This window comes from Kribbella polygonati (assembly GCF_050320105.1).
In the GTDB taxonomy this organism is placed as follows: Bacteria; Actinomycetota; Actinomycetes; order Propionibacteriales; family Kribbellaceae; genus Kribbella.
Genome location: NZ_CP190129.1, coordinates 5,777,643 through 5,802,159 on the forward strand (window position 1 = coordinate 5,777,643; position 24,517 = coordinate 5,802,159).

A 24,517-nucleotide genomic window follows, 5' to 3' on the forward strand; every position below is an offset into this window, starting at 1 on the left:
GAATACCTTCTTCACCTGCGCCGGCCCGCCGTCCGGACAGCACTCGCTGGGGGTGCTTTCGACGCCATCTACGTGGTGACTGATCGGGAGACCGGGCTGACGCTGGACGTCGGTGCGGAGCGTCCGGTTCACGGAGCGTCGAGATTCCAGATGATGGCGCTCTCTGCAGTCGAGGCCGGTACGAACGCGTTCGAGCTCCCCGTCCGTACTGAGCTCTGTGTTCCTCTCACCGGGTGGGAAGATGTTGGGCATGGAGGAGCTGACGGGGAGTTCGGTAGACGGGTTGCGTACGGCGTTTGCCGGCGCGGGGTACACGGTGGATGGGGTGGCCGGGCGGCTGGGTGTGCAGGCGAACGCGGCGCTGGCGCGGAACGAGACGGGGCCGGCGGTACGGCGTACCGCGGCGGGGGATGCGCTGGACACGATGATCCGGCTGTTCCTGCTGCAGCGGGCTGTGCCGAAAGAGCTTGTGGACAAGGCGTTTCCGGGTGTCGATCTGGTTGCTTCGGGCATCGTCGAGCGGAGTGCGGACGAGGTGCGGGCCGTCCTCGACATCCGGCCGTTCGCGGAGGATGCGCTCGAGTGGTGGGTGGTGGCGGATCTGACGCCGGGGCTGGACGGGCGGCGGGAGGCGATGCGGTCCGACTATGTGCTGGGGATCGCGCCGGCCAGTCTGAGCCTGATGCAGTTGACCGTGCCGGTGAAGGTGGAGCGCGCGCTGGACATCGGGACCGGGTGCGGGATCCAGTCGTTACACCTCGCCCGACGGGCCGCGAGCGTCACCGCGACGGACGTCAACCCGCGGGCGCTCCAGCTGGCGCGGGCGACCGCGCAACTCAACCACTTCGACCTCGAGCTCCGCGACGGCAGTCTGTACGAGCCGGTGCGGGGTGAGCGGTTCGACCTGATCGTCAGCAATCCGCCGTACGTGATCTCCCCGCCCGGTGGCGACCTGACCTACCGCGAGACCGGCTTCACCGGTGACGCCGTGGTGGAACAACTGGTCCGCCAGGCGCCAGACCATCTGACGGACGGCGGCTGGTGCCAGCTGCTGGCCAACTGGACGTGCGTCCGCGGGCAGGATTGGCAGGACCGCCTCGCCGGATGGACGACGGACCGCGCGGCCTGGGCGGTGCAGCGCGAGCAGCTCGACACCTCGGAGTACGTCGAGCTCTGGCTCCGCGACGCCGGCCTGCACGGCACCCCGCAGTACCCGACGCGGTACGACGAATGGATGCGCTATCTCGACAAGTACGACGTCGAGGCGATCGGGATGGGCTGGATCACCCTGCACAACGTTCCGGGCGAGCTCGACGCGGAGTCCTGGCCGTACGAGATCGAGCGCCCGATCGGCCCGCACGTTCTGCACCGGTTCGAACGCAAGGAAGGGCTGCCGGCGGATCTGACCGCGCTGCACCTGCGCGTCGCCGACGACGTCGTCCAGGAGACCAGCGGCCGGCCCGGCGCCGAGGACCCCGCGACGATCGTGCTCAGGCGGCAACGCGGCATGCGCCGCGCGGAGCAGGTGGATACGGTGATGGCCGGTTTCGTCGGCGCCTGCGACGGCGACCTGAGCACCGGGCAGATCCTCGCGGCCCTCGCCGACCTCACCGACCGCCCGGTGGTCGACGTACTGTCCGACTACCTGCCCCAGGTCAGAAACCTTGTCGTAGAAGGGTTCCTCGACTACTGACGCCGCCGCCGGCGCTTCTCGGCGTACATCCGCCGGTCGGCCTCGGTCAGCAGATCCGCAACCGAGGTCCCGTCCGTACTGCTGGCCTGCCCGACACTCAACCGGAGCAACGCGAACCACGGCGCCTCGGCAGCGGCCGCCTCCCGATCCGCCGCGTTCTTGATCCGCTCGACGAGCTCCGGCGCGCCGCGCTCGTCCGGGTTGTCCAGTACGACGACGAACTCGTCGCCGCCCGCCCGCGCCACCACGTCCTCCGCGCGGCACTGCTCCACCAGCAGAGACCCGACCCGGCGCAGCACCTCGTCGCCGCTGGCATGCCCGAAGCTGTCGTTGATCACCTTGAGGTTGTCCACGTCGATCGCCACCACCGCGACCGATCGGCCGGAGTCCTGAGCGGCCGACATCCGCTCGTCGAGCGCGCGCCGGTTCCCCACACCGGTCAGCGGGTCCTCGCGGGCGGCCCGCCATTCGGCGTCGTGCCGGATCGACAGCTCGTGGTTGGCGAGTGCGCTGCGTACGGCGTACAGCCCGCGCAGCCGCTCCGCCCACCAGCCGCGGCTGATCGCCCGGGCGTACTGCAGCCCGGTGGTCGCGCCCGCGTCGCCGGAGGCGGCGATCACCTGGACGACGGTGTGCCGGACCAGCGCCTCCACCGGCGGGTCCGACATCATCGGCAGGTCGCTCTCCGCCCGGTCCGCGGCGTCCAGCGCGTCCCCGGTCCGGCCGAGCGTCAGGTACGCCTTCGCCAGGTAGGTGCCCGCGATCGCGGCCAGCTCCAGGTCGCCCAGCTTCGCCAGCTGGTCCCGGCAGTCCTTGAGGATCACCGCCGCCTCGGCCGCGTCCGCGTCGTCGTTGCTCGCCGCCAGCCACATCCGCCCGGCCATCGGCCAGTACCCGAGCAGGTCGGCCGCCAGGATCGCGTCGACCGCCTCGCCGGCCCAGCGGTGCGCGGCCCGCCGGCGCTCCTGGATCTCCTCGTCGTACGTCGTGTCGCCGAGCCGCTCGAGCTCGTGCGCCCAGCGCAGGTTCGACTCGGCCAGGTTCAGCCGGGTGATGGCGGGCGACTCGGGCAGGCCGAGCGGGTCGTGGTTGCCCTCGGCGGCCAGCTCGAAGTGCGGGATGCACAGCTCGTACAGCCGGAGCAGGTCGTAGGCGTACCCGAGGCCGGTGTGTCCCCAGCTCGCCAGCCCGAGGTCCCGGGTCCGGGACAGCGCGTTCTCAGCGGCGACCAGATCCGCGACCGAGTCGCCGCCCTCGCCGGTCCGGATCAGCGTGACGATCCGGAGCGCTACCGCGTTCGCCTCCCAGCCGGGCTCGTCGATCGCCCGGGCGACCCGGATGCAGCCGTCGACCGCGTCCAGGGCCTCGACCGAGTCGGTGGCGTGGTGGGCCGCGACGGCCCGCACGTACTCGGCGGCGGCGCGCTCGTGGCTCGGCGCCGGGTCGAGCTCGGCGAGCAGGTCGTTGATCTCGGCCATCGCGTCGACCGCGTTGCCCGACTGGGCCCTGGTCATCGCCGCCGCGATCCGCGCCGTCACCCCCGACGTCTCCCGCACCACACCCCCCGATCTCACGCGTTCCGCTGTTTGTCCTCGTACAGCCGTCGGTCCGCCCGCGGCACCAGCTGCTCCACACCGAGCCCTTCGGCGGTCGCGGCGTACCCGATGCTCAGCCCGAGCCGGCGCAACCACGGCTTCTCCGTCGTCGCCGCGATCGCCTCGACCGCGACCCGGATCCGCTCGGCCAGCTGCGCGCCGCCCTTGGCGTCGGGCTGGTCGAGCACCACGAAGAACTCGTCGCCACCCGATCGAACCACGGCATCGGTCGCGCGCGCTTGTTCAACCAGCAGATTTGCAACAACCTGCAGCAATTCGTCGCCGCGCGCGTGCCCGAACGTGTCGTTGACGATCTTCAGGTCGTCGACGTCGAGCGCCAGCAGGGTCACTGCCCGCCCCGAGTCCCGGGCCGCGGTCAGCCGCTCGTCCATGGCCCGCCGGTTGCCCACCCCGGTCAGCGGATCCTGCCGCGCCGCGTGCCACTCGGCATCGTGCCGGGCCGGCAGATCGTGCGCGGCCAGGGCATGCCGTACGGCGTTCAGCGCGCGCTGCCGCTCCTTCCACCAGCCGCGCGCCACGGACCGGGCGTAGGCCAGTCCTGCCAGCGATCCCGGCGTACCGTCGAGGGCGTCGATCTCCGAACGGGTCTGCAGGACCAGGATGTGGGTCGCTGGGTCGGCCAACGGAATCAGGTCCGCGGCGGCCCGGTCGGCGGCCGCTTTCGCCTGCTCGGCCTGGCCGTTCGCGCGCAACGCCCGGGCCAGGTACGCGCCGGCGATCGCGAGCCGCTCGGTCTCGCCGAGCTTGCTGATCTCGTCGCGGATCTCGGTCAGTTCACCGACCGCCTGCTCCGGGTCCTGTTCGGTGGCGGCCGCGGCCAGCCACAGCCGGGCGCTGAGTTTCCAGAACTCCTGGCTCTCGTCGTCGACGATCACCCGCTCGGCCTCCCGCGCCCAGTACGCCGCGGACGCCAGCCGCTCCTCGATTTCCTTTGCGTACAAGGGATCGCCGAGCCGCTCGAGCTCGTGCGCCCAGCGCAGGTACGTCTCGGCGAGGTTCAGCCGGTCGATCGCCAGCGACTCGGCCAGCTCGAACACGTCGTCGTCCAGCTGCGTCGCGAGCTCGTAGTGCGGGATGCACAGCTCGAACAGCCGCAGTACGTCGTACGCGTAGCCCAGGCCGGTGTGTGCCCAGGCGATCAGGCCCGCGTCCCTCGTCCGGTTCAACGCCGCCTCGGCGCCGACCAGGTCGTTGACCGTGTCGCCGCCGCGACCGCTGCGGGCCAGGTTGATGATCCGGATCGGGAGCGCGTTCGCCTCCCAGCCCGGCTCGTCGATCGCGCGCGCCACCTCGATCAGCGCGTCCACCGCCCGCAGCGCCTCGTCGGCGTCGCTGGCGTGGTGCGCGGTCACGCCCCGGACGTACTCCGCAGCCGCCAGCGTGTAACTCGGTACGCCGCCCAGCTCGGCCCGGATCGCCTCAATCTCGGCCGCCGCGGTCGCCTGCCCACCCGACTGGGCCGCGGTCATCGCGGCGGCGATCCGGGCGGTCAGCGGAGCGTCCGCCGCCATCTCGCCATTCCCCATACCCGCCGACGGCCCTTCCCTGATCCGACACCCGCCTCTCGGGCCGGACCGCCCATTGTGACCACGCTCTCGACGTCCTGTCACGGCCCGAACCCGCCAACGGCCACTTAGTGCCACAACCACCGTACTGCGAGTTGCGGCACTCCCGGGTCTCGGTGGCCCGGCGGGTCACCCGAGCGGAGCCCCGATCGGGATCTGGAACGCGGACGGCAGAGTTGCGGTCGGCGCGATCTCCGGGACGGCTACCGCGCAGCTCAACGACGTGGCCGAACAGCTCAGCAGGTCTACCGGATCGCTCCCCGCCGAGCGGTAGCCGACCGCGTAGAAGGTGGTGCCGGTAGACCACTGTGTCGGCACGATCAAGATGTACCCGGCGAACCTCAGCGGTAGTTGCTGGCCGGAGCCGAGGTCGAACATCCGGACTTCGTCGGCCTTGTCGGTGAGCAGGTAGCGCCCCGACGGGGACAGGTTCGCGTCCCAGCCCAAGAAGGTTCGCGGCGACGCCGCGTTCACGTCCTGGTCGACGGCGAGATCGTTACCTGCCTGGGCAGCCGGATGTTCCCAGACGAGCTGCCCGCCGCGCGCGGCCCGCAGGAAGCTTGTCCGGGCACCGGACTTGATCAGCTCGTTGTGCCCGGTGGCGACATCGAGCCGACGAAGACCGTCCGAGGCCGCGAGGTACGCCGTACCCCCGTCGATCGCGGCCACGTGCGGCGGTTCCGAGTTGGTCGCGCCCTTGCCGGGCTTGTCGGCCGTGCGGACCAGCTCCCGTCCGGCCGCCAAGTCGTACAGCACGAACTCCGCCGTCGCGGCATGCTGATCGACCCAGCCCGCGATCGCGCCGCCCGCGGCGAGCAGCTGGGTCTTGTCGCCGCGGCCGATCACCTGCGCGGGGCCGGTCCCGTCGAGCGCGTACACGGTTCCGTCCGGCCCGGCGACCACGAAGCCGGCGGTGGTCTGCACGAACGACGCGATCGTCACGGGTGACTGGTACGTCGTGCTGCCGTAGTGGATGACCTTCCCGGTGGCCCACGTCGCGCGGATCACCGCGAACGGTCCGGCCGGCTGCACCACCGTGTCCGTCCGGTTGATCGCCCGGACCACCGTCACGCCACCGGCGACCGCCACGACCGCGGTCACGGCTGCCACCAGGGTCGTGATCCGGCGCCGCCGGACCCGCCGGCGGCCGTTGCCGACGATCGCGCCGAGGTCCAGGTTCGGCTCGCCCGCGGCCTCGGCCTCCTCGGTGAAGGCGTCCTTGAGCAGGGCGTTCATCACAGCACCACCTCTTCGATGATCAGCGTCTGTTCCGGCCCGAGGGTGGCGCGCAGCCGGGCGAGTGCCCGGTTGCCCTGGCTCTTCACGGTCCCTTCGCTGCACCCGAGGGTCCGCGCGGTCTCGGCCAGGCTGAGGTCCTCGAAGTACCGCAGCACGAGCACGGCGCGCTGCCGCGGCGGCAACTTGCGGACCTCGGCGCGCAGCCACATCCGGGTCGTGCTGTCGTCGGTGTGCGGCAGCGGCGGTACGTCGTCCCGCGGCTTCTCGCTCCAGCCCTTCCGGCGGAACCAGCTGAACGCGGTGTTGGTGATCACCCGGCGCGTGTAGGCCTCGGCGTTCGCGGAGTCCCGCAGCCGGTGCCAGCGCATGAAGGTCTTGGTCAACGCCTCCTGCAGCAGATCCTCGGCGTGCCCGCGGTCGCCGACGAGCAGATAGGCGTAGCGGAACAACGCCCCCTGCCGCGCCACGGCGAACGCCTCGAACTCCGGTTCCATGCCGAATCCCTTCGCAGCCCCGTTCCGACGCCCACCGAGACGCGGTGGGACCGCCAAAACGTTGTCAAGAGATTCGTACGCCGTCCCGGCAGAGCGCGACCGACCCCTCGCGGACCGCTGCCAGCGCCGCCGCCAGCCGCTCCGCGAGCATCGGTTTGCCGAGCCCGCGCGCCTGCTCGAGCGTGTACATCCCCGCCGACAGGATCTCCCCGTCGCGGAACACGAAGCCCGCGACATCGGCGTCGTCCAGTACGCCGCCGTCGAAGACGAAGATCATGCCGTCCGGACGCCCGTCGTACCCGCGCACGTGATCGACGACCAGCAGCCGCCCCACCGGCCGGTCGGTGCCGAGCTCCTCGCCCAGCTCCCGGACCGCCCCGTCCCACGGCGCCTCGTCCGCCTCGACGACCCCGCCGGGCATCTCCCAGTTCGGCTTGTACGACGGCTCGACCAGCAGCACCCGCCCGTCCGCCGACCGGAACAGCACCCCGGCCGCGACCCGTTTGCGCGGCAGCCCCGCGGCGTATCCCCCGTCCGGCACCGGCTAGCCGGCCGCTTGTTCGGTACCGGCCGCGGCGTGCAGGCGGACCGGCAGCGAGTCGACGCCGTACACGATCGAGAAGTCCCGGAAGCGGAGCTGGTCTTCCGGTACGGCGAGGGCGAGGTCCGGGAAGCGGTGCGCGAGCGCGGTGAACGCGGCGCGGAGCTCCATCCGGGCCAGCTCGGCGCCGACGCAGCGGTGCATGCCGTGCCCGAACGCGAGGTGCGCGGACGAGACCGTGCGCTTGGGGTAGAAGTCCTCGGCGTCGGCGCCGAACACGCCCTTGTCCCGGTCCGCGCCGGACAGCGACACCGCGACCAGGTCGCCCTTCTTCACCGGCTGCCCGAACAGCTCGTGGTCGTGCCGCGCGAACCGCGGGAACGCCACCTGGACGACGGTCAGGTACCGGAGCAGCTCGTCGACGATCACGTCGACCGCGCCCGGCTCGTTCCGGATCCGCTCGAAGTTCTCCGGGTCGCGGAGCAGCACCAGCGTGCCGAGCGCGAGCATGCTCGCGGACGTCTCGTACCCGCCGAGGAACACGCCGTCGGCCAGCCCGCCGAGCTCGACGTCGTCGATGTCGTCGCCCTTGTCGCGGATGATCGACCCGATCAGCCCGTCGCCCGGGTTCGCGCGCTGCTTGCGGACGATCTCGAACAGGAACTCGCGCGACTCCGACGCCGACCCGAACAGCCCGATCCCACCGCCAGACATGTCGAACCGGGCCGGGCCGAGGGCGCGGAACCGGTCCCGGTCCTGCTCCTCGACGCCGAGCAGGTCGGCGATCAGCAGGAACGGCACGTTGAACGCGAAGTCCGAGACGATGTCGGCGACCGGGCCCTTGGCGTCCATCAGGTCGAGCTGGTCGTTGACGATCTTCTCGATCGCCGGCTCCAGCCGGGCCAGCCGCCGCTTGGTGAACTCGGGCGTCAGCAGCTTGCGCAGCCGGGTGTGGTCCGGCGGGTCGGTGAACCCGAGGCCGCCGATCCCTTCGGACGGCTTGTTCGGGTCGGACCCGACCAGCGGGCGGATGTCGTGGCTGTAGTCCTCCTCGTTGGACAGCACGTACTTGGCCTCGGCGTGTCCGCTCACGACCCAGACGTTCAGCCCGAACAGATGGGCCAGCTTGTGCACCGGCTCGGTCTCCCGGACGGCGGCCAGCTCGGGCACCGGGTCCAGGCCGTGCCGGCGCAGCGGCATCGAGACCGAGTCGGGGAACATCCGCATCTTCGACAGGTCCAGACCGCCCTTCCGGGTGGCCCTGTTGAGGATCCGGTTGCCGACCCAACGCTTCAGGTATGTCGCAACCATGACTTCTACGCGCCCTCTCTCGACTGCGCCCCCGAACGGCTGTTGTGACTCAAAGTTAACGTCGTCGGGGACCAGATCTGATGGTGTTGGCACTACTGCGGTAGTGGCGTTGGCACCACCACGGGAGGGGGCCGCGGAGTACCAGCAGAGAACCTTGTCACGGACCGAGGTTCCACTGCCACCTGACACCACCTCTACGCCGCCCTGGACCTCGACATGCCGTGTCTCGGGGAGGATTCAGGGAAAAACCAGACGAAAGTCGGATGCCTCAGAGCCAGTACGGCGTGAAGATCCGCAGGACGTCCGCGAGCCTGGCCTTCAGTTGCTCGCGCCGCGGGATCGGTGTGAGTTTCTTCGCACTGCCGATCCGGAGTCCGTGGTCCGCGAAGACGTACAGCACCCGCAAGGTCCGGACCAAGTTCGTCACTTCGGGCGTGATCCCCTCGGCCGGCGGGTTCGACAGCACCCGCAGCGCCGGGTCCAGCCAGTCGGTCACGTCGTCCCCGGTGAGGTCCGCCCGGGTCAGCGTGGCGGCAAGCGCGTACCCGAGCCGGTCGTCCTCCATGTCCCGGAACACGTACGGCGTCGGCGTCAGCAGCCGCCCGATCCCGAGCCGGAGCATCTGCACCGGTTCCACGGCCGCGTGCTGCCCGAGCGCCCCGAGCAGGTCGGCCCCGTGCGCGACCGCGTGCAGCCAGCCGAGCTTCTCGTCGTACCCGCGCAGGTCGCGCTCCCCGACGTACCAGCGCTCGAACGGCGGCACCCAGCCGGGCTCGAAGACGCCGGCCGTCACGATCGAGTCGAGGATCAGCGGTACGAACGTCCGCGCCTGGATCTCCGGGTCCGCGAACCGCGGCACCAGCCCGTCCCCGAGCTCCCGCAGCTCCGGCCCGGACAGCACCCCACGGTCGATCCAGGTCGCCAGCGTCGAGTACGCCTGCCGATCCCGTACGCCGGGATCCGGCGACCGCAGCATCCCCACCAGCTCGGCCACCAGCTCCCGCACCGGCCGCCCCTCCGGTACGGCGTACCCGTTCTCCCGGACCTGCACCCAATCGGTCATGCGCGGCACGGTATTCCGTCCCGGGGGCACGGGAAACGGCCCGTGGTACGTCCGGTCTCCCGGATGCACCACGGGCCGTTCGCGGCCAGGACCCCTCAGCCCGGCCGGGCCCCGCGCCCCGGTCAGGGCCCCTCAACCTCCGACCGGGGTGGTCTTGTCATGCGTCGCGCTTGCTCGCCGTGAAGAGAGCGATCGCCATCAGGACGACGGCCCAGCCGGCGAAGTACAACAGCGACATCCACGGCCCCAGCGCATAGTTGCTGGCGTCGCCGACACTGCCGGCCAGTCCGCCGTCGTTGCCCTGGGCGATGAACGCGCTCGCGTTCTGGAACGGCGACCACTTGGTCATGTCGTCGCCGACCTTCGGGATCAGGCTGAACAGCTGCTCGACCGCCAGCGGCCACAGGATCAGCAGCGCGATCGCACCGGCGGTGTGCCGGAGCAGGATCGCCACCGCGACCGCGATCACCGCGGACAGGAAGAACTCGATGCCGCGCCCGGCGAGCATCCGCCACTCGGCGCCGGTGTTGATCGACAGGTCGGCGCCGCTGGCCAGCAGCTTGCCGATCCCCCAGCCGCCGAAGGCCGCGATCTCGCCGACGAGGCCGGCCAGGGTGGCGACCACGACGGTCTTGCCGAGCAGCAGCCGGGCGCGCTGCGGAACCGCCTGGAAGCTGGTCCGGATGGTGCCGAACCGGTACTCCGTGGTGACCGCGAGGGCTGCCATCACCATCATCACCATCTGGCTGATCGACGTGCCGCCCTGGGTGATGAAGATCGTCGCACGCTGCTCGTCGGCACCCTTGAGGAAGCCGGTGGCGAGCGCCGCGAGCCCCAGGGACAGCGCGGCCGCGACCACCATGCACCACCACGGCGAGCGGGTGGAGAAGAGCTTGATCCGCTCAACGTTGATGACCGACATGTCAGTTGTCCTCCTTCGGACCCGCGGCCACCTCGGCGCCGGACGGCGCCTCGAGGTGCGTGACGGCGGCGATGTCCTCCGACGCGTGATACTCCACGGAGTCCCCGGTCATCCGCATGAAGGCCTGCTCCAGCGAACCGCGCTGCAGCGTCAGCTCGTGCAGCACGATGCCGTGCACGGCGGCCGTCTCGCCGATCTGGTCGGTCTTCAGGTCGCCCTCGACGAACAGCACCTTGCCCTCGTCCTCGACGTCCTCGATCCGGGTCTTCAGCTGCTGCTCGTTCAGGATGCCGGCCAGCTGGTCGAGCTGCGGCGTCCGGACCTTGACCGTCGTACCGCTGGCGCGGTCGACGAACTCCTGGGTGCTGCTCTGCGCGATCAGCTTGCCGCGGCCGATGACGACCAGTTCCTCGGCGGTCAGCGCCATCTCGGACAGCAGGTGGCTGGAGACCAGCACGGTCCGGCCCTCGTCGGCGAGCCGGTGCATGAAGGTCCGGATCCAGACGATGCCCTCCGGGTCGAGGCCGTTCACCGGCTCGTCGAAGAGCAGCACCTCCGGGTCGCCGAGCAGTGCGCCGGCGATGCCGAGCCGCTGCGACATACCCAGCGAGAAGGTGCCGGCGCGCTTGTTCGCGACCGAGTGCAGGCCGACCATGTCGAGGGCCTTGTCGACCGCCGCCTTCGGCAGCTTGTTGGAGGCCGCCATCCAGGCCAGGTGCGCACGGGCCGAGCGGTTCGGGTGCACCCACTTCGCGTCCAGCAGCGCGCCGACCTTGGTCAGCGGCCGCTTCAGGTCGCGGTAGCGCTGCCCGTCGATCGTGACCACACCGGACGTCGGGGTGTCGAGTCCGAGGATCATCCGCATGGTGGTGGACTTGCCGGCACCGTTCGGACCGAGGAAGCCGGTCACCTTACCGGGTTTGATCTCGAAAGACAGGTTGTCAACGGCAACTGTCTCGCCGTATCGCTTGGTGAGGCCTTTTGCCTCGATCATCGCCGTAACTCCTCGTTCGGTGGCGTGAGAACCGTTCCCGGGCGGTCGGGTCTTGTGGTGATGAGATCAGTATCGAGGTCCAGACGGTGCAAGGCATCGGACCCCGGGCGGATCCGGTGTGTCCACCCGTGGGTTGATTCTGCCGTCCGCACGACCGCTGCTGCCATCGGTTGAAACCCTGACCACGACCCCGACGATCCCCCATCCCGGGGGTGAGCACATCAGCCGAAAGTCGACAGCGGGGCGTACTTCAGTCCATCGGTACGCCGTACAGCACCAGGTTGTCGCTGTAGCGCTGCGCCTTGTGGTCGTACGGACCGGTACAGGTCACGAGCGCAAGCCGCGGCTTCACGGCGCCGTGGAAGAGGTCCGACGGCAAAGCGCTTTGCTTGTACGTCCGGCGCGCGACGATCCGGTACCAGTGCACGTCGCCGTCCCCGGCCGTCACCGCGACCTTGGCGCCGACCGGTACCCCGGACAGCGGGGCGAACACCCCGAGCCCTTGCGTGGTGTCCACGTGGCCCGCGAGCAGTACCGTGCCGCCCTCCGCGCCGGGCGCCGCGCCTGCGGCCCACCAGCCGACGTCGGCGCTCGTCGGCACCTGGAGCTGCCCGTCCGCACCGGTCGCGACCGGTCGTACCGTCGCCTCCAGGTATCCAGGAAGCTTGAGCTTCACCGGCGGTACGGCGGCCTCCCGGTCGGACAGCGCCGCGCTCGCGTCCGGGACCTTTCCGGTGTTCCCGGGCTGACCGCCGAACATCAGCACCAGCCCGGCCCCGAGCGCCGCGATCCCGAGCAGCCGGCGGCGTACCGAGATCGACTTGCCGACCAGCAGCAGGACCGCGCCGAGCCCGAGCAGGATCAGCGCGAGCCGTGAGCGCGCCAGCACCGCGTCGGCGTGCTGCCCGCCGCTGCCGGTCGAGACCACCGGAGTGCCGGTGCCTGTCTTGCACTTGCCGGCGATCAGCCGCTGGTCCATCTCGATCACGGGCTTGGCCGCGTTGGCCACGGACTCCACGGCCGGCGACGCGTTCTTCGGCAGATCGCCGTTCACCAGCGTCAGGTACTTCTGGTGCTGCTGCCGCTGCAGCACGAGCCACGCGGCGTCGTACCCCGGTTTCCCGCCCTTCGCGGCGAGCGCGTCGAGCTGCTGGCGCTGGGCCAGCGACGGCACGGTCAGCAGCACGATCCCAAGCCGGGTGGCGACGTCCAGCTCCTGCGCCGCGAGCTTGCGGTGATCGCTCTCCAGCTGCGCACCGGCCCGCCGTACACACGCGGTCTTCGCCGCCGTGGTCGCCGCGTGCGCGGCCTCGATGATGGTGAGGTTGAGCTGATGGGCGGCGTTCAGGTAGGTCGGATCCGGCTGCGCCGTCACCGCACTCGCCGACTGCCCCGCGACCAGCAGCCCGCCAAGCACGAGAAGCAGCAACGCCGACAGTCGTCGCACCACTACCTCCCCGCAGTCCGTCGTACGACGACAGTAATCGGGGCGGGTGGGCCGGGTCCAGAGATACGGAACGGCCCGCCGGTGTGGACCGGCGGGCCGTTGCGTGGGTTGCCTACGTCAGGCGGCTGCCTTCGCCTCCGCGGGCGTGTCGGAGATGACCGACTCGCGACGCTTGGAGACGTACACGGCCGCGGCCAGGATGATCACCGCGACGACCGCGATGACGATCCGCAGCGCGGTGTTCGGGTTGTCGCCGATCTTCGACATCCCGACGATCGCCGGGGCGATCAGCACCGAGACCAGGTTCATCACCTTGATCAGCGGGTTGATGGCCGGGCCGGCGGTGTCCTTGAACGGGTCACCGACGGTGTCACCGATGATGGTGGCCTCGTGCGCGGGCGAACCCTTGCCGCCGTGGTTGCCGTCCTCGACCAGCTTCTTGGCGTTGTCCCAGGCACCACCGGAGTTGGCCAGGAAGACCGCCATCAGCGTGCCGGCGCCGATCGCACCGGCCAGGTAGCCGGCCAGCGCCGGGGCGCCGAGACCGAAGCCGACCGCGATCGGCGCGGTGATCGCCAGCAGACCCGGGGTGGCCAGCTCACGCAGCGAGTCCCGGGTGCAGATGTCGACGACCTTGCCGTACTCCGGCTTGCCCGTGCCCTCCATGATCCCGGGGATGTCGCGGAACTGCCGGCGTACCTCGTAGACCACCGCGCCGGCGGCGCGGCCGACGGCGTTGATGGCCAGACCGGAGAACATGAACACGACCGCGGCACCGAGGATCAGGCCGACCAGCGTGCCCGGGTTGAACACCAGCGCGTCCGCCTCGAACTTCGCGTAGTTCTGCGACAGCGCCGACCGGATCGCGTCGGTGAAGGACCCGAACAGCGCGGTCGCGGCCAGCACCGCGGTCGCGATCGCGATGCCCTTGGTGATCGCCTTCGTGGTGTTGCCGACGGCGTCCAGCTCGGTGAGGATCTGGGCCGCCTCGCCGTCCACGTCGCCGGACATCTCGGCGATGCCCTGCGCGTTGTCGGAGACCGGGCCGAAGGTGTCCATCGCGACGATCACGCCGACCGTGGTCAGCAGACCGCACCCGGCGAGCGCGATCGCGAACAGCGCCACGATGCCGGAACCACCGACCAGGAACGCGCCGTACACGGCCGCCGCGATCACCACGGCGGTGTAGACGGCGGACTCGAAGCCGACCGAGATACCGGACAGGATCACGGTCGCGGCGCCGGTCAGCGAGGTCTTGCCGACGTCCTTGACCGGCTTGTCCTCGGTGCCGGTGAAGTAACCGGTCAGCGCCAGGATGATGGCCGCCAGCACGATGCCGATGATCACCGAGACGGTCGCGATCAGCCGCGGGTCGCCGCTGTTGTCCGCGATCGCCGTACCGGCCGCGCCGGTCAGGTCCTTGAAGCTGCTCGGCAGGTAGACGAACGCCGCCACCGCACACAGCACGGCGGAGATGATCGCGGAGATGTAGAACGCGCGGTTGATCGTGCGCAGACCGTTCTCGCCGGTCCGCGGGCGGGTCAGGAAGACGCCGACGACCGCGGTGATCGCGCCGATGGCCGGCACGATCAGCGGGAAGATCAGGCCCTGCTCGCCGAACGCGGCCTTGCCCAGGATCAGCGAGGCCACCAGCATCACGGCGTACGACTCGAACAGGTCGGCCGCCATACCGGCGCAGTCACCGACGTTGTCGCCCACGTTGTCGGCGATCGTCGCCGCGTTCCGCGGGTCGTCCTCGGGGATGTTCTGCTCGACCTTGCCGACCAGGTCGGCGCCGACGTCGGCAGCCTTGGTGAAGATACCGCCGCCGACCCGCATGAACATCGCGAGCATCGCGGCGCCGAAGCCGAAGCCCTCGAGCACCGTCGGGGCGTCACCCTTGAAGATCAGTACGACGAGCGCGGCGCCGAACAGGCCGAAGCCCACGGTCGCCATTCCCACAGTGCCGCCGGTCCGGAACGCGACCCGCATGGCCGGGTCCCGGCCTTCGTCCCGGGCGGCCGCGGCGACCCGGACGTTGGCGCGCGTCGCGAGCCACATACCCAGGTAGCCGATCAGGGCGGAGAAGCCCGCACCGACGAGGAAGAAGACGGATCGGAAGATCTTCAGCGTGGTCTGGTTGCCGCCGTCGCTGTGCGCGGGCAGCAGGAAGAGCAGCAGAAAAGCGACCACGGCGAAGATCGACAGCGTCCTGAACTGCCGGTTCAGGTAGGCGGCTGCGCCTTCCTGGACCGCGGCGGCGATCGTCTTCATGTTCTCGGTGCCATCGTTCGCGGCAAGCACCTGGCCCCGGAAGACCATCGCAATGGCGACCGCGAGGATCGCGATCACTCCGACGACGATCACCAGTGTGGTGTTGCTCGACGAAAGATCCACCGCTTGTGCAGCAAGCAGCGCGGACATCCGTCCTCCTTGTAGGCAACCCATGCAGGTCTGACGGCCCCCGTCTGCCGCAACCGAAGGGTTGGGGAAATACGACACAGCGCCAGGGGACTGGCGCGGTGGGTTACTCTAACGGGTTCCGAACCAGACCTGACGACAGGGTGGTCTACGCCATAGAAGACCGAAACGGCAACCCCTGTGCCGGAACCCGGGCGGGACGGTCACTCAAGGTAGTAACGGAGTCACGTTTTCGCTTGATCAGATAGCGGATGCGACGTCCGGGTGGATGTCGAACACCTTCGTCAGGCCGGTGATCCGGAAGATCTTGAGCAGCCGTTCCTGGGTGCAGACCAGGGACAGGGACCCGTCGTGGGTGCGCACCCGTTTCAGCCCGCCGACGAGAACTCCGAGCCCGGTGGAGTCCAGGAACTCCACGCGTTCCAGGTCGATCACGAGGTCGAAGACCCCGTCGTCGACGAGCGCGGCGATCTTCTCGCGGAGCTTCGGTGCGGTGTAGACGTCGATCTCCCCCGCGACCTCGATGACGGTCCGCCCGCCCTCGGCGCGCGCGGTCAGCGACAGATCCACTTCGGCCTCCGATTCCGTGAACTGCTGCATTCAACCATGTACGGACCGTGAGTAAGACCCGTTGCCGAAAACTCTTTCATCTCGGCCCTGGGAAGTCGATTCCCGTCCGGAAAAAGCCGCGTGCATCGGAACGTGCATTCTCAGCTCACGCTCAGCCAACGGCTGTCCGTAGCGGCGACTAGTCTCCCTGTATGCGTGCAGGTGGTGAGGCGGCGGCCGTCCTGAAACGGCTGGCCGCCGGGCGCGACGACCGGTTGACTCACGTCGAGTCCGTCCCGCCGAGGCTCGGGCAGACGTGCGACTGGCCGCGCTGGGTTCCGCCCGAGGTCCTCGGCCAGCTGCGCGACGCCGGCATCACGGCACCGTGGACCCACCAGGTCGCGACGGCCGAAGCGGCGTACGCCGGGAAGCATGTGGTGGTGGCGACCGGCACGGCCTCGGGCAAGTCGCTCGGGTACCTGTTGCCTGCCTTTGCCACCTTGAGCATCGCGCAGGCCGCTTCACCACATCGTCGTACGGCGTCCGTGCTCTACCTGTCGCCGACGAAGGCGCTGGCGCACGACCAGCTCCGCGCCGTCTCGTCGTACACCGTGCCTGGTCTGCGTGCCACCACATTGGACGGCGACTCCGAGCGGACCGAGCGGGACTGGGCACGCGACCACGCGACGTACGTGCTCAGTAATCCGGACATGCTGCACCGTTCAGTCCTGCCGAACCACCAACGCTGGGCCCGCTTTCTGGGCTGTCTGCAGTACGTCGTGGTTGACGAGTGCCACCACTACCGGGGCGTGTTCGGCGCACACGTGGCCGGCGTACTGCGGCGGCTGCGACGGGTTTGTGCGCAGTACGGCGCGCATCCGATCTTCGTCTGCGCATCCGCGACCGTTGCCGAGCCCGCGCTGTCAGGTGAACGCTTGACCGGGCTCCCGATGGAGGAGGTCGTAGCTGACGGCTCTCCGCGCGGCGGGGTCGCTTTCGGCTTGTGGGAACCGCCTCTGACCTCTCTACACGGTGAGAACGGCGCCCCAGTACGACGGTCCGCGACGGCCGAGGTGGCGGACCTGTTGACCGACCTGGTCGTCACGGGTGTCCGTACTGTCGCCTTTGTCCGCTCGCGCCGCGGGGCCGAGGCGGTTGCGATGACAGCCCGGGAGAACCTGGCCGAGGTCGACCCGGCGCTTACCGAGCAGGTGTCGGCGTACCGGGCCGGCTACTTGCCGGAAGAACGCCGACGGCTCGAAGGGATGCTTCAGAGCGGCGAGCTTACGGGTGTCGCCGCGACCAACGCTCTCGAGTTGGGCATCGACATCGCCGGACTGGACGCAGTACTGCTCTCCGGCTGGCCTGGTACGCGCGCTTCGCTCTGGCAACAGGCCGGACGCGCAGGCCGGGCCGGTGGCGACGCGGTGGCATTGCTGATCGCCAGGGACGACCCGCTGGACACATACCTCGTACGGCACCCGGCCGCCATCTTCGGCCGTCCTGTCGAGGCGACCGTGTTCAACCCGGAGAACCCGTACGTCCTGGGTCCGCAACTGTGCGCGGCGGCGCAGGAGATCCCGCTGACGACCGACGACTACGAGATCTTCGGCAGTACGACGGCGTCCGTCATCGCCCAACTGGTCAAGCAGGGGGCACTGCGCGAGCGGCCGCACGGGTGGTTCTGGACGCGGCGGGAGCGGGCCGTCGACGCGATCGACATCCGCTCGGCCGGCGGGAAGACCGTGCAGATCGTCGAGGACCGGACCGGCCGGCTGCTCGGCACGGTCGACGGCGGCTCGGCGCACTCGTCGGTCCACGAGGGCGCCGTCTACGTCCACGCCGGCGAGTCGTACCTGGTGCGCTCGCTGGACCTGGAGGGGCACGCCGCGATCGTCGAGCCCGCGTCGCCGGACTACACGACGTTCGCCCGGGACGTGACCGAGATCGGCATCCTCGCCACCGAGGAGACCTGCCACTGGGGTACGGCGGAGTTGTCGCGCGGCTGGGTCCAGGTGACCAGCCAGGTGATCTCGTTCCAGCGCAAGCTGATCGCGACCGGCGACGTACTCGACGAGCAGCCGCTGGACCTGCCGGAGCGGACGCTGCGGACCAAGGCGGTCTGGTGGACGATGCCCGACGGCGTCGTCGAGTCGCTCGGGCTGGCCGACGTACCGGGCGCCGCGCACGCGGCCGAGCACGCGTCGATCGGGCTGCTCCCGCTGTTCGCCACCTGCGACCGCTGGGACATCGGCGGCGTCTCCACCGCCAAGCACGCCGACACCGGCCGGCTGACGGTCTTCGTGTACGACGGCCACCCGGGCGGCGCCGGCTTCGCCGAACACGGGTACGCCGCGGCGCGCGAGTGGTTGACCGCGACACGCGAGGCGATTGCACACTGTGAATGCACGGACGGATGCCCGTCGTGCGTACAGTCGCCCAAGTGTGGGAACCAGAACAACCCACTCGACAAGAGCGGCGCGGTCGCGCTGCTCTCGGCATTACTGAGCAGTGAAGCCTGAAAGGTAGGCATCATGGCCGTTCTCGGAATCGTCCTGATCGCGCTGGCGGTCCTGTTCGGGCTCGGTGTCTCGGTGTCGTCGGGTGCCGCCACGAAGCTCGACGTCTTCGGCGTCCACTTCGGCATGTCGGCGACGACCGTGTACTTCCTCGGCGCGATCACCGGCGCGGCGCTGGTGGCCGGCCTCTGGCTGCTGAAGAAGGGCCTCGGCCGGGACCTGCGGCGCCGCAAGGAGATGCGCGACCTGCGCGCCAAGGTCACCCACGGTGACGACGCACCGGAGCCGCCCACGGAGCGCGACGACGCCCCGGCGGAACTCGAGGATCCCAATTCGTTGCCAAAGGCATGAACAGTAACCGGAAAACGCTTGTGTTGCGGTAGCATTTCGCCCTGCGCTCGACGATCTTTCGGCGATCCGGCAAATCGATTCCGATGCCTTGCGCAACGATCTTGCCTTGGCAGTTAGTTGCCATTGGCATCAAGTTTCCGGAAATCGGCATAACCTCCACGGCCGGTCCTGTGCATTACTTGTTGTGGCGTCAACGTCGCGCTGAGTCACTGCCGGCATACCGGCTCGCGCCACGGGGTCCCGACGACCTGACGCCGTGAGATAGCACGACCTCTGGAGGTTGTCTTGATCATCCGAAAGCTGTTCAGCCGCACCGGAGTGGTGGTGCTCGCCGTCAGCGTCGCGATCGCCACCGCGATACCGGCCCAGGCCGCGAACCCGGCACCCAGCGGTTCGAAGGCTCCGGGCGTGACGGTGGGCGTGGCCCAACAGATCGCCACCAGGTCCGACACCCGCTACTGCCTGACGTTCGTCGCGGCCGACAAGGTCCCGATGGCGGTCATGATGGCGTGTGCCCCGGGCAAGGAGGGCAAGACCCAGGAGTGGATCTACACCGAGTCCGGCCAGCTGCAGGTCGCGATGAGCAAGAGCGTCGGTGGCGCCCTTGCGACGACCGGCGCCTGCCTGGACAGCGGAGCGGACCTGGCCAAGGTGCCGGCCGCAGCGCCACTGCTGGTTCTGCCCTGCCGCAACGGTGACGGGCAGAAGTGGAACTACGACGAGAGCTCCGGGACGTTCGTGAACGCCGCCAGCGGCCTCGCCCTGACGTCGCTGCTTGGCAAGGGGAAGGCCAAGCAGGCACAACCGACCGGCAGCATGAGCGTCGCCAGTACTCCGATCGAGGCCTGGGCGGGGCTCCCGGTTCCGAGCCTGGACATCCTGGGCGCGGTACTGGCGCTGGTGAACGCACTGCTCGCATCGCTCGGCCTGGCACTGCCGCTGCCGATCGCGGGCGCCGCTGCCAGCCTCCTGTCGCTGCTCCGGCCACAGGTGCCGATCCCGGCCCAGATGACCACGCTACCGAAGCAGATGATGCAACTGGCCCAGAGCTGACCAGACCAACGAGAGGACGGCCGGCCCCGACATCGTCGGGGCCGGCCGCTTGTTGTCTTCTCCTCTGTCGGGGGCGGTGCTCGGGGATGAGGACCGGAATACCCGCTGCTTGCGCGTCAGCGGGAGCCCGGCGTCGTCACCGCCCTGGCCGTCACCACCAGCACCAGCAACCCAGCAGTTCGTCGACCAGGCACGCAACTCCGTGGAGAAGTCTCACGTCATTTCACCTCCGATCCCTGAAGCTCCGATCGGCAAGAATGTAGCTCGCTCGCTCACCCTGTGTATCTAGTCAACTACCTGTTGCCACAGAACCTTGAGCGACCTTTAACTCTTCCGCAATCCTCCCCGTGGGATCCCGGCTTGACAGACCACGGTTGGTTGCGCTTGGCAAACGTTCGCCGCCGGGTTGGGAAAAAGTCTTCACATAGTCGCCCGATGATGCCAATGTTTGACCGGCACGCTCGCTGGACCACTTTGCAAGGAGCCCTGATGCGATCACTCTCGCGGTTCACGACCGCCGGCGTCCTCGGCGCCGCGGCCCTCGCCCTGCTCACCGGATGTCTCGGATCGTCCGGCTCCGGCAGCAACAGCGGCGGCCAGGACGCCAACCGGAACTCCGACGCCAAGAAGGTCGAGCTCACCTTCGGCTCGAACTCGGTCAAGGGCGGCAAGAGCAGCGCCGGCGCCACCTTCATCTCCGACGTGCTGATCCCGAAGTTCGTCGCCGAGCAGAAGGGCAAGGGCGTCGACGTCACGGTCAAGTTCCAGGGCGACGGCTCCGACGACGAGGTCTACAAGCAGAAGCTGTCCCTCGACCTGTCGAACAAGTCCGGCCCGGACCTGTTCCAGATCGACGGCATCTGGGTCGGCGAGTTCGCCCAGGCGAACTACATCAAGCCGCTCACCGACACCGTCGGCGACGCCGCGAAGGTGGACAACTGGGACGGCTGGCAGCAGATCCCGGAGTCGGTCCAGGCCCTCGGCAGCTACAACGGCAAGCGGTACGGCGTCCCCGGCGGCACGGACGGCCGTGTCCTGTACTTCAACAAGAAGCTGTTCGCCCAGGCCGGGCTGCCCGCCGACTGGCAACCGAAGTCCTGGGACGACATCATCTCCGCCGGTCAGGCGCTGAAGAAGATCTCCGGCGTCACGCCGATCCAGATCAACGCCGGCACCGCGATGGGCGAGGCGACCACCATGCAGGGCGTGCTGCCGCTGCTGGTCGGCACCGGCGCCACGGTGAACTCCGACGGCAAGTGGCTCGGCAACACCTCGCAGCTGCGCCAGGTGCTGGACTTCTACCACCAGGTCTACTCGACCGGGCTCGGCGACCCGGTGCTGCAGAAGGAGGCCAAGGGCCGCGACAAGTCCTTCGCCGAGTTCGCCGCGAACAAGATCGGCATCCTGCTGGAGAGCGACTACTTCTGGCGCAGCGTGGTGGAGCCGAAGGAGGGTGTCGCGAAGATGGCCGACCGGGACACCGCGGTCGGCTGGGCGATGATCCCGGCGATGAAGCCGGGCGCCGGCGTGAAGGGCCAGGACTTCGTCTCGATGTCCGGCGGCGGCGCGACCGTGATCAATCCGAACACGAAGTTCCCGCAGCAGGCGTGGGAGTTCCTGCAGTTCATGAACTCCGCCGACATGGTGAAGGCCTCGCTGGACGGCGCCGCCAAGATCACGCAGCGGTCCGACGTGAACAGCGAAGTACTGAAGAGCGACCCGATGCTGAGCTTCATCGCCGGCAAGGTGCTGCCGGTGACGCAGTACCGTCCGGGCCGCGCGGAGTACCCGAAGGTGTCGGCCGCGCTGCAGCAGGCGACCGCCGACGTGATCAGCGGCAAGAGCACCGCCGACGCGGCCGCGGCGTACCAGAAGGCCGTCGAGGCCGCGGCCGGCGGCAAGGACAAGGTCACCAGTAACTGATGACTTCTGTGACCGCACCCGCGCGGGGCCGGGGCCCCGCGCGGGACGTCGCGGGGCTCGGGGTCGGCCGCGCGCTGGGCTTCATCGCCCCGGCACTGCTGCTGATCGGCGCGTTCCTGATCTTCCCCGCGCTCTGGACCATCTACATCGGCGTCACGAACTACCGGCTGACCGGCGTCGAGGCCGTGTCGCCGTCGATGGTCGGGCTGTCGAACTACACCCGCGCCCTGGACGACGCGCTGTTCCACAACGCGTTGTGGCTGACGATGCTGTTCGTCCTCGGGTCCGCGATCATCGGGCAGAACATCCTCGGCTTCACGCTCGCCTGGGTACTGCGGCGCGCCCGCCCGGCGGTCCGGCGTACGGTCGAGGCCCTGACGCTGCTCGCGTGGATCCTGCCGTCGACGGTGGTCGCGTACCTGTGGGTCGCGTTCTACGACCGCGACGGCGGGACTCTCAATGGGATCCTGGGCACGCAAGGAACTGCCTGGCTGATCGACTACCCGATGGCCTGTCTCGTGGTCTTCAACACGTGGCGCGGTACGGCGTTCTCGATGATGCTCTACTCGTCGGCGTTGCAGGCGGTCCCGCCGTCGCAGCTCGAGTCGGCGCGGATGGTCGGCGCATCGGGCTGGCAGACGCTGCGCGACATCGTGTTCCCGCACATCCGCGGGCACGTACTCACGAACACGCTGCTGATCTCGCTGTGGACCGCGAACGACTTCTCGCCGTTCCTGCTCACCAAGGGCGGGCCGAACCACGAGTCCGAGACGGTGCCGGTCTACATCTACAACGTCGCGCTGCAGGGCGGTGAGCTCGGGTACTCGTCGGCGATCTCGTTCCTGCTGCTGATCGCCAACCTGCTGGTGTCGTTGGTCTACCTGCGGCTGCTGCGGAGGCGCTCATGACCGGGGCCTATGTCGTGCGCCGGATCGGTTTCTACGTGCTGATCTGCGCGATCACGCTGTTCTTCGCCGTACCGATGCTGTGGATCGCATCGGCGCCGTTCGACGCGTCGCCGGGGCTCGGGGTGCGCTGGCCGGACTGGACGCTGGAGAACTTCCGGAAGACGTTCGCGCATCCGTACGCGATGCACTCGATGGTCAACTCCCTGCTGATCTGCATCACCACGGCGGTGGCCGTGACCGCGTTCGCCGCGTTGGCGTCGTACGCGCTGTCCCGGGTGCGGATCCCGGGACGGGACGCGCTGCTGTACGGGTTGCTGCTGCTGTCGTCGGTGGTGACCGGTACCGCCGCGATGGTGCCCATCTTCGTGATGATGTTCCAGCTCGGGCTGATCGACTCGCGGTTCGGCGTCGCGCTGGTGATGACCGGTGGCCTGTTGCCGGCGGCGATCTTCATCCTGAAGGACTTCGTCGACGCGGTGCCGAAGTCGTACGAGGAGTCGGCCCGGGTGTTCGGCGCGTCCACCTTGCAGATCCTGCGGGACGTCGTACTGCCGGTCGCGCGTCCCGGCCTGGCCACCATCATGGTCTGGGCGTTCGTCAACTCCTGGGGCAACTTCCTGGTGCCCTTCCTGCTCATCCGGTCGATCGACAAGCAGCCCGGTGCGGTGCTGATGCAGACCCTCACCGACGAAGGCGGCAGCGTGAACCTGCAGGTGCTGCCGGTGTTCTCGCTGCTGTTCTCGATCCCGGTCGTCGTGCTGTACCTGCTGGTGAACTCGCGTTACGGGTTCCGTTTCCACGGAGGGATCAAGAGCTGATGGCGGGCATCGACATCGAAGGCCTCGCAACCGTCTACCCGAACGGCGTCCGCGCCGTCGACGGGCTGGACCTGCAGGTTGCCGACGGCGAGTTCTTCGCCCTGCTCGGCCCGTCCGGGTGCGGCAAGACCACCCTGCTCCGGACGATCGCCGGGCTGGAGACGGCAACTTCGGGCAGTATCCGGATCGACGCTACCGACGTCACCCGGACGGAACCGGGCAAGCGCGGCGTCGCGATGGTCTTCCAGGACTACGCGCTCTTCCCGCATATGAGCGTCTCCGAGAACATCACGTACCCGCTGAAGGTACGTCGAGTTGCCGCCGCCACCCGCGCGTCCGTGGCTACTCGTACTGCCGGGGAGCTGTCCTTGGACGGGCTGCTGGAACGCAAGCCCGGCCAGCTGTCGGGTGGTCAGCAGCAGCGGGTCGCGCTGGCCCGCGCGATCGCCTCCGAAGGCAAGGTGCTCCTCCTCGACGAGCCGCTGTCGAACCTCGACGCCCGGCTCCGGCTGGAAGCTCGCACGTTCTTGAAGAAGCTGCAGCGGGACCTGGGCATCACCACGGTCTTCGTCACGCACGACCAGGCCGAGGCGCTCGCGCTCGCCGACCGGATCGCGGTGATGGAGTCCGGCAAACTCCGCCAACTCGGCTCCCCGCGGGAGGTCTTCGCCCGCCCCGCGAACACCTTCGTGGCGAACTTCATCGGCTCCACGCCGATGAACCTCCTCGCTGGCAAGGTCACCTCTGGCGCCGACGCGGTCGTGTCGGTCGCCGGCGGCTCGTTGCCCTCTTCCACTCCAGCCGAAGCAGAGGTAACGGTCGGCATCCGCCCGGAATACCTGACGCTGACCACTGGCGACGTCACCGGCCCCGCCCTCCGCGGCACGGTAGTGGTGGCCGAGAACCTCGGCACCCAGTCCCTGGTCACCGTCGACTGCGCCGGCACGCTGGTCGGCGTCACAGTCCCCGAAGAATCCGAACCCGCCCCAGGCACCCCCGTGAACCTCACGGCCCCCGCCTCGCGCGTCCTTCTGTACGACCGCGAGACCGGCGAACTCCTCACCCACGAACCCGCCTCCGTCGCCTGACC

20 protein-coding genes are annotated in these 24,517 nt (G+C 69.3%); 8 read left to right on the forward strand and 12 right to left on the reverse strand.

Going from position 1 to position 24,517, the window contains the following annotated elements:
* The first annotated feature begins 250 nt into the window (after nucleotides 1–250).
* Nucleotides 251–1,693, forward strand: coding sequence for a DUF7059 domain-containing protein (locus tag ACQHIV_RS27285; protein ID WP_427886380.1), 1,443 nt, complete (start codon nucleotides 251–253; stop codon nucleotides 1,691–1,693).
* On the opposite strand, the gene ACQHIV_RS27290 is transcribed toward ACQHIV_RS27285, so the two are convergent.
* The 12 genes from ACQHIV_RS27290 to ACQHIV_RS27345 all read right to left on the reverse strand — a co-directional run bounded on the left by ACQHIV_RS27290 (nucleotide 1,687) and on the right by ACQHIV_RS27345 (nucleotide 15,906).
* Entirely contained in the window at nucleotides 1,687–3,267 is a 1,581-nt protein-coding gene (locus tag ACQHIV_RS27290) for a diguanylate cyclase (RefSeq protein WP_427886382.1), read from the reverse strand. The two genes, ACQHIV_RS27285 and ACQHIV_RS27290, sit on opposite strands and share 7 nt — an antisense overlap.
* Nucleotides 3,264–4,820, reverse strand: a complete 1,557-nt coding sequence (locus tag ACQHIV_RS27295; protein WP_427886384.1) for a diguanylate cyclase domain-containing protein — start codon at nucleotides 4,818–4,820, stop codon at nucleotides 3,264–3,266. Before ACQHIV_RS27295 ends, ACQHIV_RS27290 begins: the two co-directional genes overlap by 4 nt.
* Before the next feature lie 183 nt (nucleotides 4,821–5,003).
* The gene (locus ACQHIV_RS27300) at nucleotides 5,004–6,110 is read right to left on the reverse strand and encodes a hypothetical protein (protein WP_427886386.1); all 1,107 of its coding nucleotides are present in this window, start codon (nucleotides 6,108–6,110) and stop codon (nucleotides 5,004–5,006) included.
* Nucleotides 6,110–6,607 (reverse strand): SigE family RNA polymerase sigma factor, encoded by a 498-nt coding sequence (locus tag ACQHIV_RS27305; RefSeq protein ID WP_427886388.1) that lies wholly within the window; start codon nucleotides 6,605–6,607, stop codon nucleotides 6,110–6,112. Before ACQHIV_RS27305 ends, ACQHIV_RS27300 begins: the two co-directional genes overlap by 1 nt.
* 64 nt (nucleotides 6,608–6,671) lie before the next feature.
* Nucleotides 6,672–7,148, reverse strand: coding sequence for an NUDIX domain-containing protein (locus ACQHIV_RS27310; RefSeq protein ID WP_427886390.1), 477 nt, complete (start codon nucleotides 7,146–7,148; stop codon nucleotides 6,672–6,674).
* Between the two features lie 3 nt (nucleotides 7,149–7,151).
* Nucleotides 7,152–8,459, reverse strand: coding sequence for a cytochrome P450 (locus tag ACQHIV_RS27315; protein ID WP_427886392.1), 1,308 nt, complete (start codon nucleotides 8,457–8,459; stop codon nucleotides 7,152–7,154).
* Nucleotides 8,460–8,727: 268 nt separating this feature from the next.
* Nucleotides 8,728–9,522, reverse strand: a complete 795-nt coding sequence (locus ACQHIV_RS27320) for a DUF2785 domain-containing protein (protein WP_427886394.1) — start codon at nucleotides 9,520–9,522, stop codon at nucleotides 8,728–8,730.
* Nucleotides 9,523–9,679: 157 nt separating this feature from the next.
* Nucleotides 9,680–10,444: a hypothetical protein gene (locus ACQHIV_RS27325; protein WP_427886396.1), complete on the reverse strand. Its 765-nt coding sequence runs from the start codon at nucleotides 10,442–10,444 to the stop codon at nucleotides 9,680–9,682.
* 1 nt (nucleotide 10,445) lies between these two features.
* Nucleotides 10,446–11,438 (reverse strand): ABC transporter ATP-binding protein, encoded by a 993-nt coding sequence (locus ACQHIV_RS27330; RefSeq protein ID WP_427886398.1) that lies wholly within the window; start codon nucleotides 11,436–11,438, stop codon nucleotides 10,446–10,448.
* Nucleotides 11,439–11,688: 250 nt separating this feature from the next.
* Nucleotides 11,689–12,885, reverse strand: a complete 1,197-nt coding sequence (locus tag ACQHIV_RS27335; RefSeq protein WP_427886400.1) for a DUF4142 domain-containing protein — start codon at nucleotides 12,883–12,885, stop codon at nucleotides 11,689–11,691.
* Between the two features lie 117 nt (nucleotides 12,886–13,002).
* On the reverse strand, nucleotides 13,003–15,309 hold the full coding sequence (locus ACQHIV_RS27340) for a sodium-translocating pyrophosphatase (protein ID WP_427886402.1): 2,307 nt from the start codon (nucleotides 15,307–15,309) through the stop codon (nucleotides 13,003–13,005).
* Nucleotides 15,310–15,546: 237 nt separating this feature from the next.
* Nucleotides 15,547–15,906, reverse strand: a complete 360-nt coding sequence (locus ACQHIV_RS27345) for an STAS domain-containing protein (RefSeq protein ID WP_427886404.1) — start codon at nucleotides 15,904–15,906, stop codon at nucleotides 15,547–15,549.
* A 161-nt stretch (nucleotides 15,907–16,067) separates the two neighbouring features.
* Between ACQHIV_RS27345 and ACQHIV_RS27350 the strand changes: the two genes are divergently transcribed.
* The 7 genes from ACQHIV_RS27350 (at nucleotide 16,068) to ACQHIV_RS27380 (ending at nucleotide 24,515) form a co-directional block, all read left to right on the forward strand.
* Complete coding sequence (locus tag ACQHIV_RS27350; protein ID WP_427886406.1) at nucleotides 16,068–18,377, forward strand: DEAD/DEAH box helicase; 2,310 nt, start codon at nucleotides 16,068–16,070, stop codon at nucleotides 18,375–18,377.
* Nucleotides 18,378–18,389: 12 nt separating this feature from the next.
* Entirely contained in the window at nucleotides 18,390–18,725 is a 336-nt protein-coding gene (locus ACQHIV_RS27355; protein WP_427886408.1) for a hypothetical protein, read from the forward strand.
* A gap of 285 nt (nucleotides 18,726–19,010) precedes the next feature.
* Nucleotides 19,011–19,778, forward strand: coding sequence for a hypothetical protein (locus ACQHIV_RS27360; protein WP_427886409.1), 768 nt, complete (start codon nucleotides 19,011–19,013; stop codon nucleotides 19,776–19,778).
* A gap of 489 nt (nucleotides 19,779–20,267) precedes the next feature.
* On the forward strand, nucleotides 20,268–21,701 hold the full coding sequence (locus ACQHIV_RS27365) for an extracellular solute-binding protein (protein WP_427886411.1): 1,434 nt from the start codon (nucleotides 20,268–20,270) through the stop codon (nucleotides 21,699–21,701).
* The gene (locus ACQHIV_RS27370) at nucleotides 21,701–22,609 is read left to right on the forward strand and encodes a carbohydrate ABC transporter permease (RefSeq protein WP_427886412.1); all 909 of its coding nucleotides are present in this window, start codon (nucleotides 21,701–21,703) and stop codon (nucleotides 22,607–22,609) included. The genes ACQHIV_RS27365 and ACQHIV_RS27370 overlap by 1 nt, the downstream gene beginning before the upstream one ends.
* Nucleotides 22,606–23,427: a carbohydrate ABC transporter permease gene (locus tag ACQHIV_RS27375; RefSeq protein WP_427886414.1), complete on the forward strand. Its 822-nt coding sequence runs from the start codon at nucleotides 22,606–22,608 to the stop codon at nucleotides 23,425–23,427. The genes ACQHIV_RS27370 and ACQHIV_RS27375 overlap by 4 nt, the downstream gene beginning before the upstream one ends.
* On the forward strand, nucleotides 23,427–24,515 hold the full coding sequence (locus tag ACQHIV_RS27380; RefSeq protein WP_427886416.1) for an ABC transporter ATP-binding protein: 1,089 nt from the start codon (nucleotides 23,427–23,429) through the stop codon (nucleotides 24,513–24,515). Before ACQHIV_RS27375 ends, ACQHIV_RS27380 begins: the two co-directional genes overlap by 1 nt.
* Nucleotides 24,516–24,517: the final 2 nt, after the last annotated feature.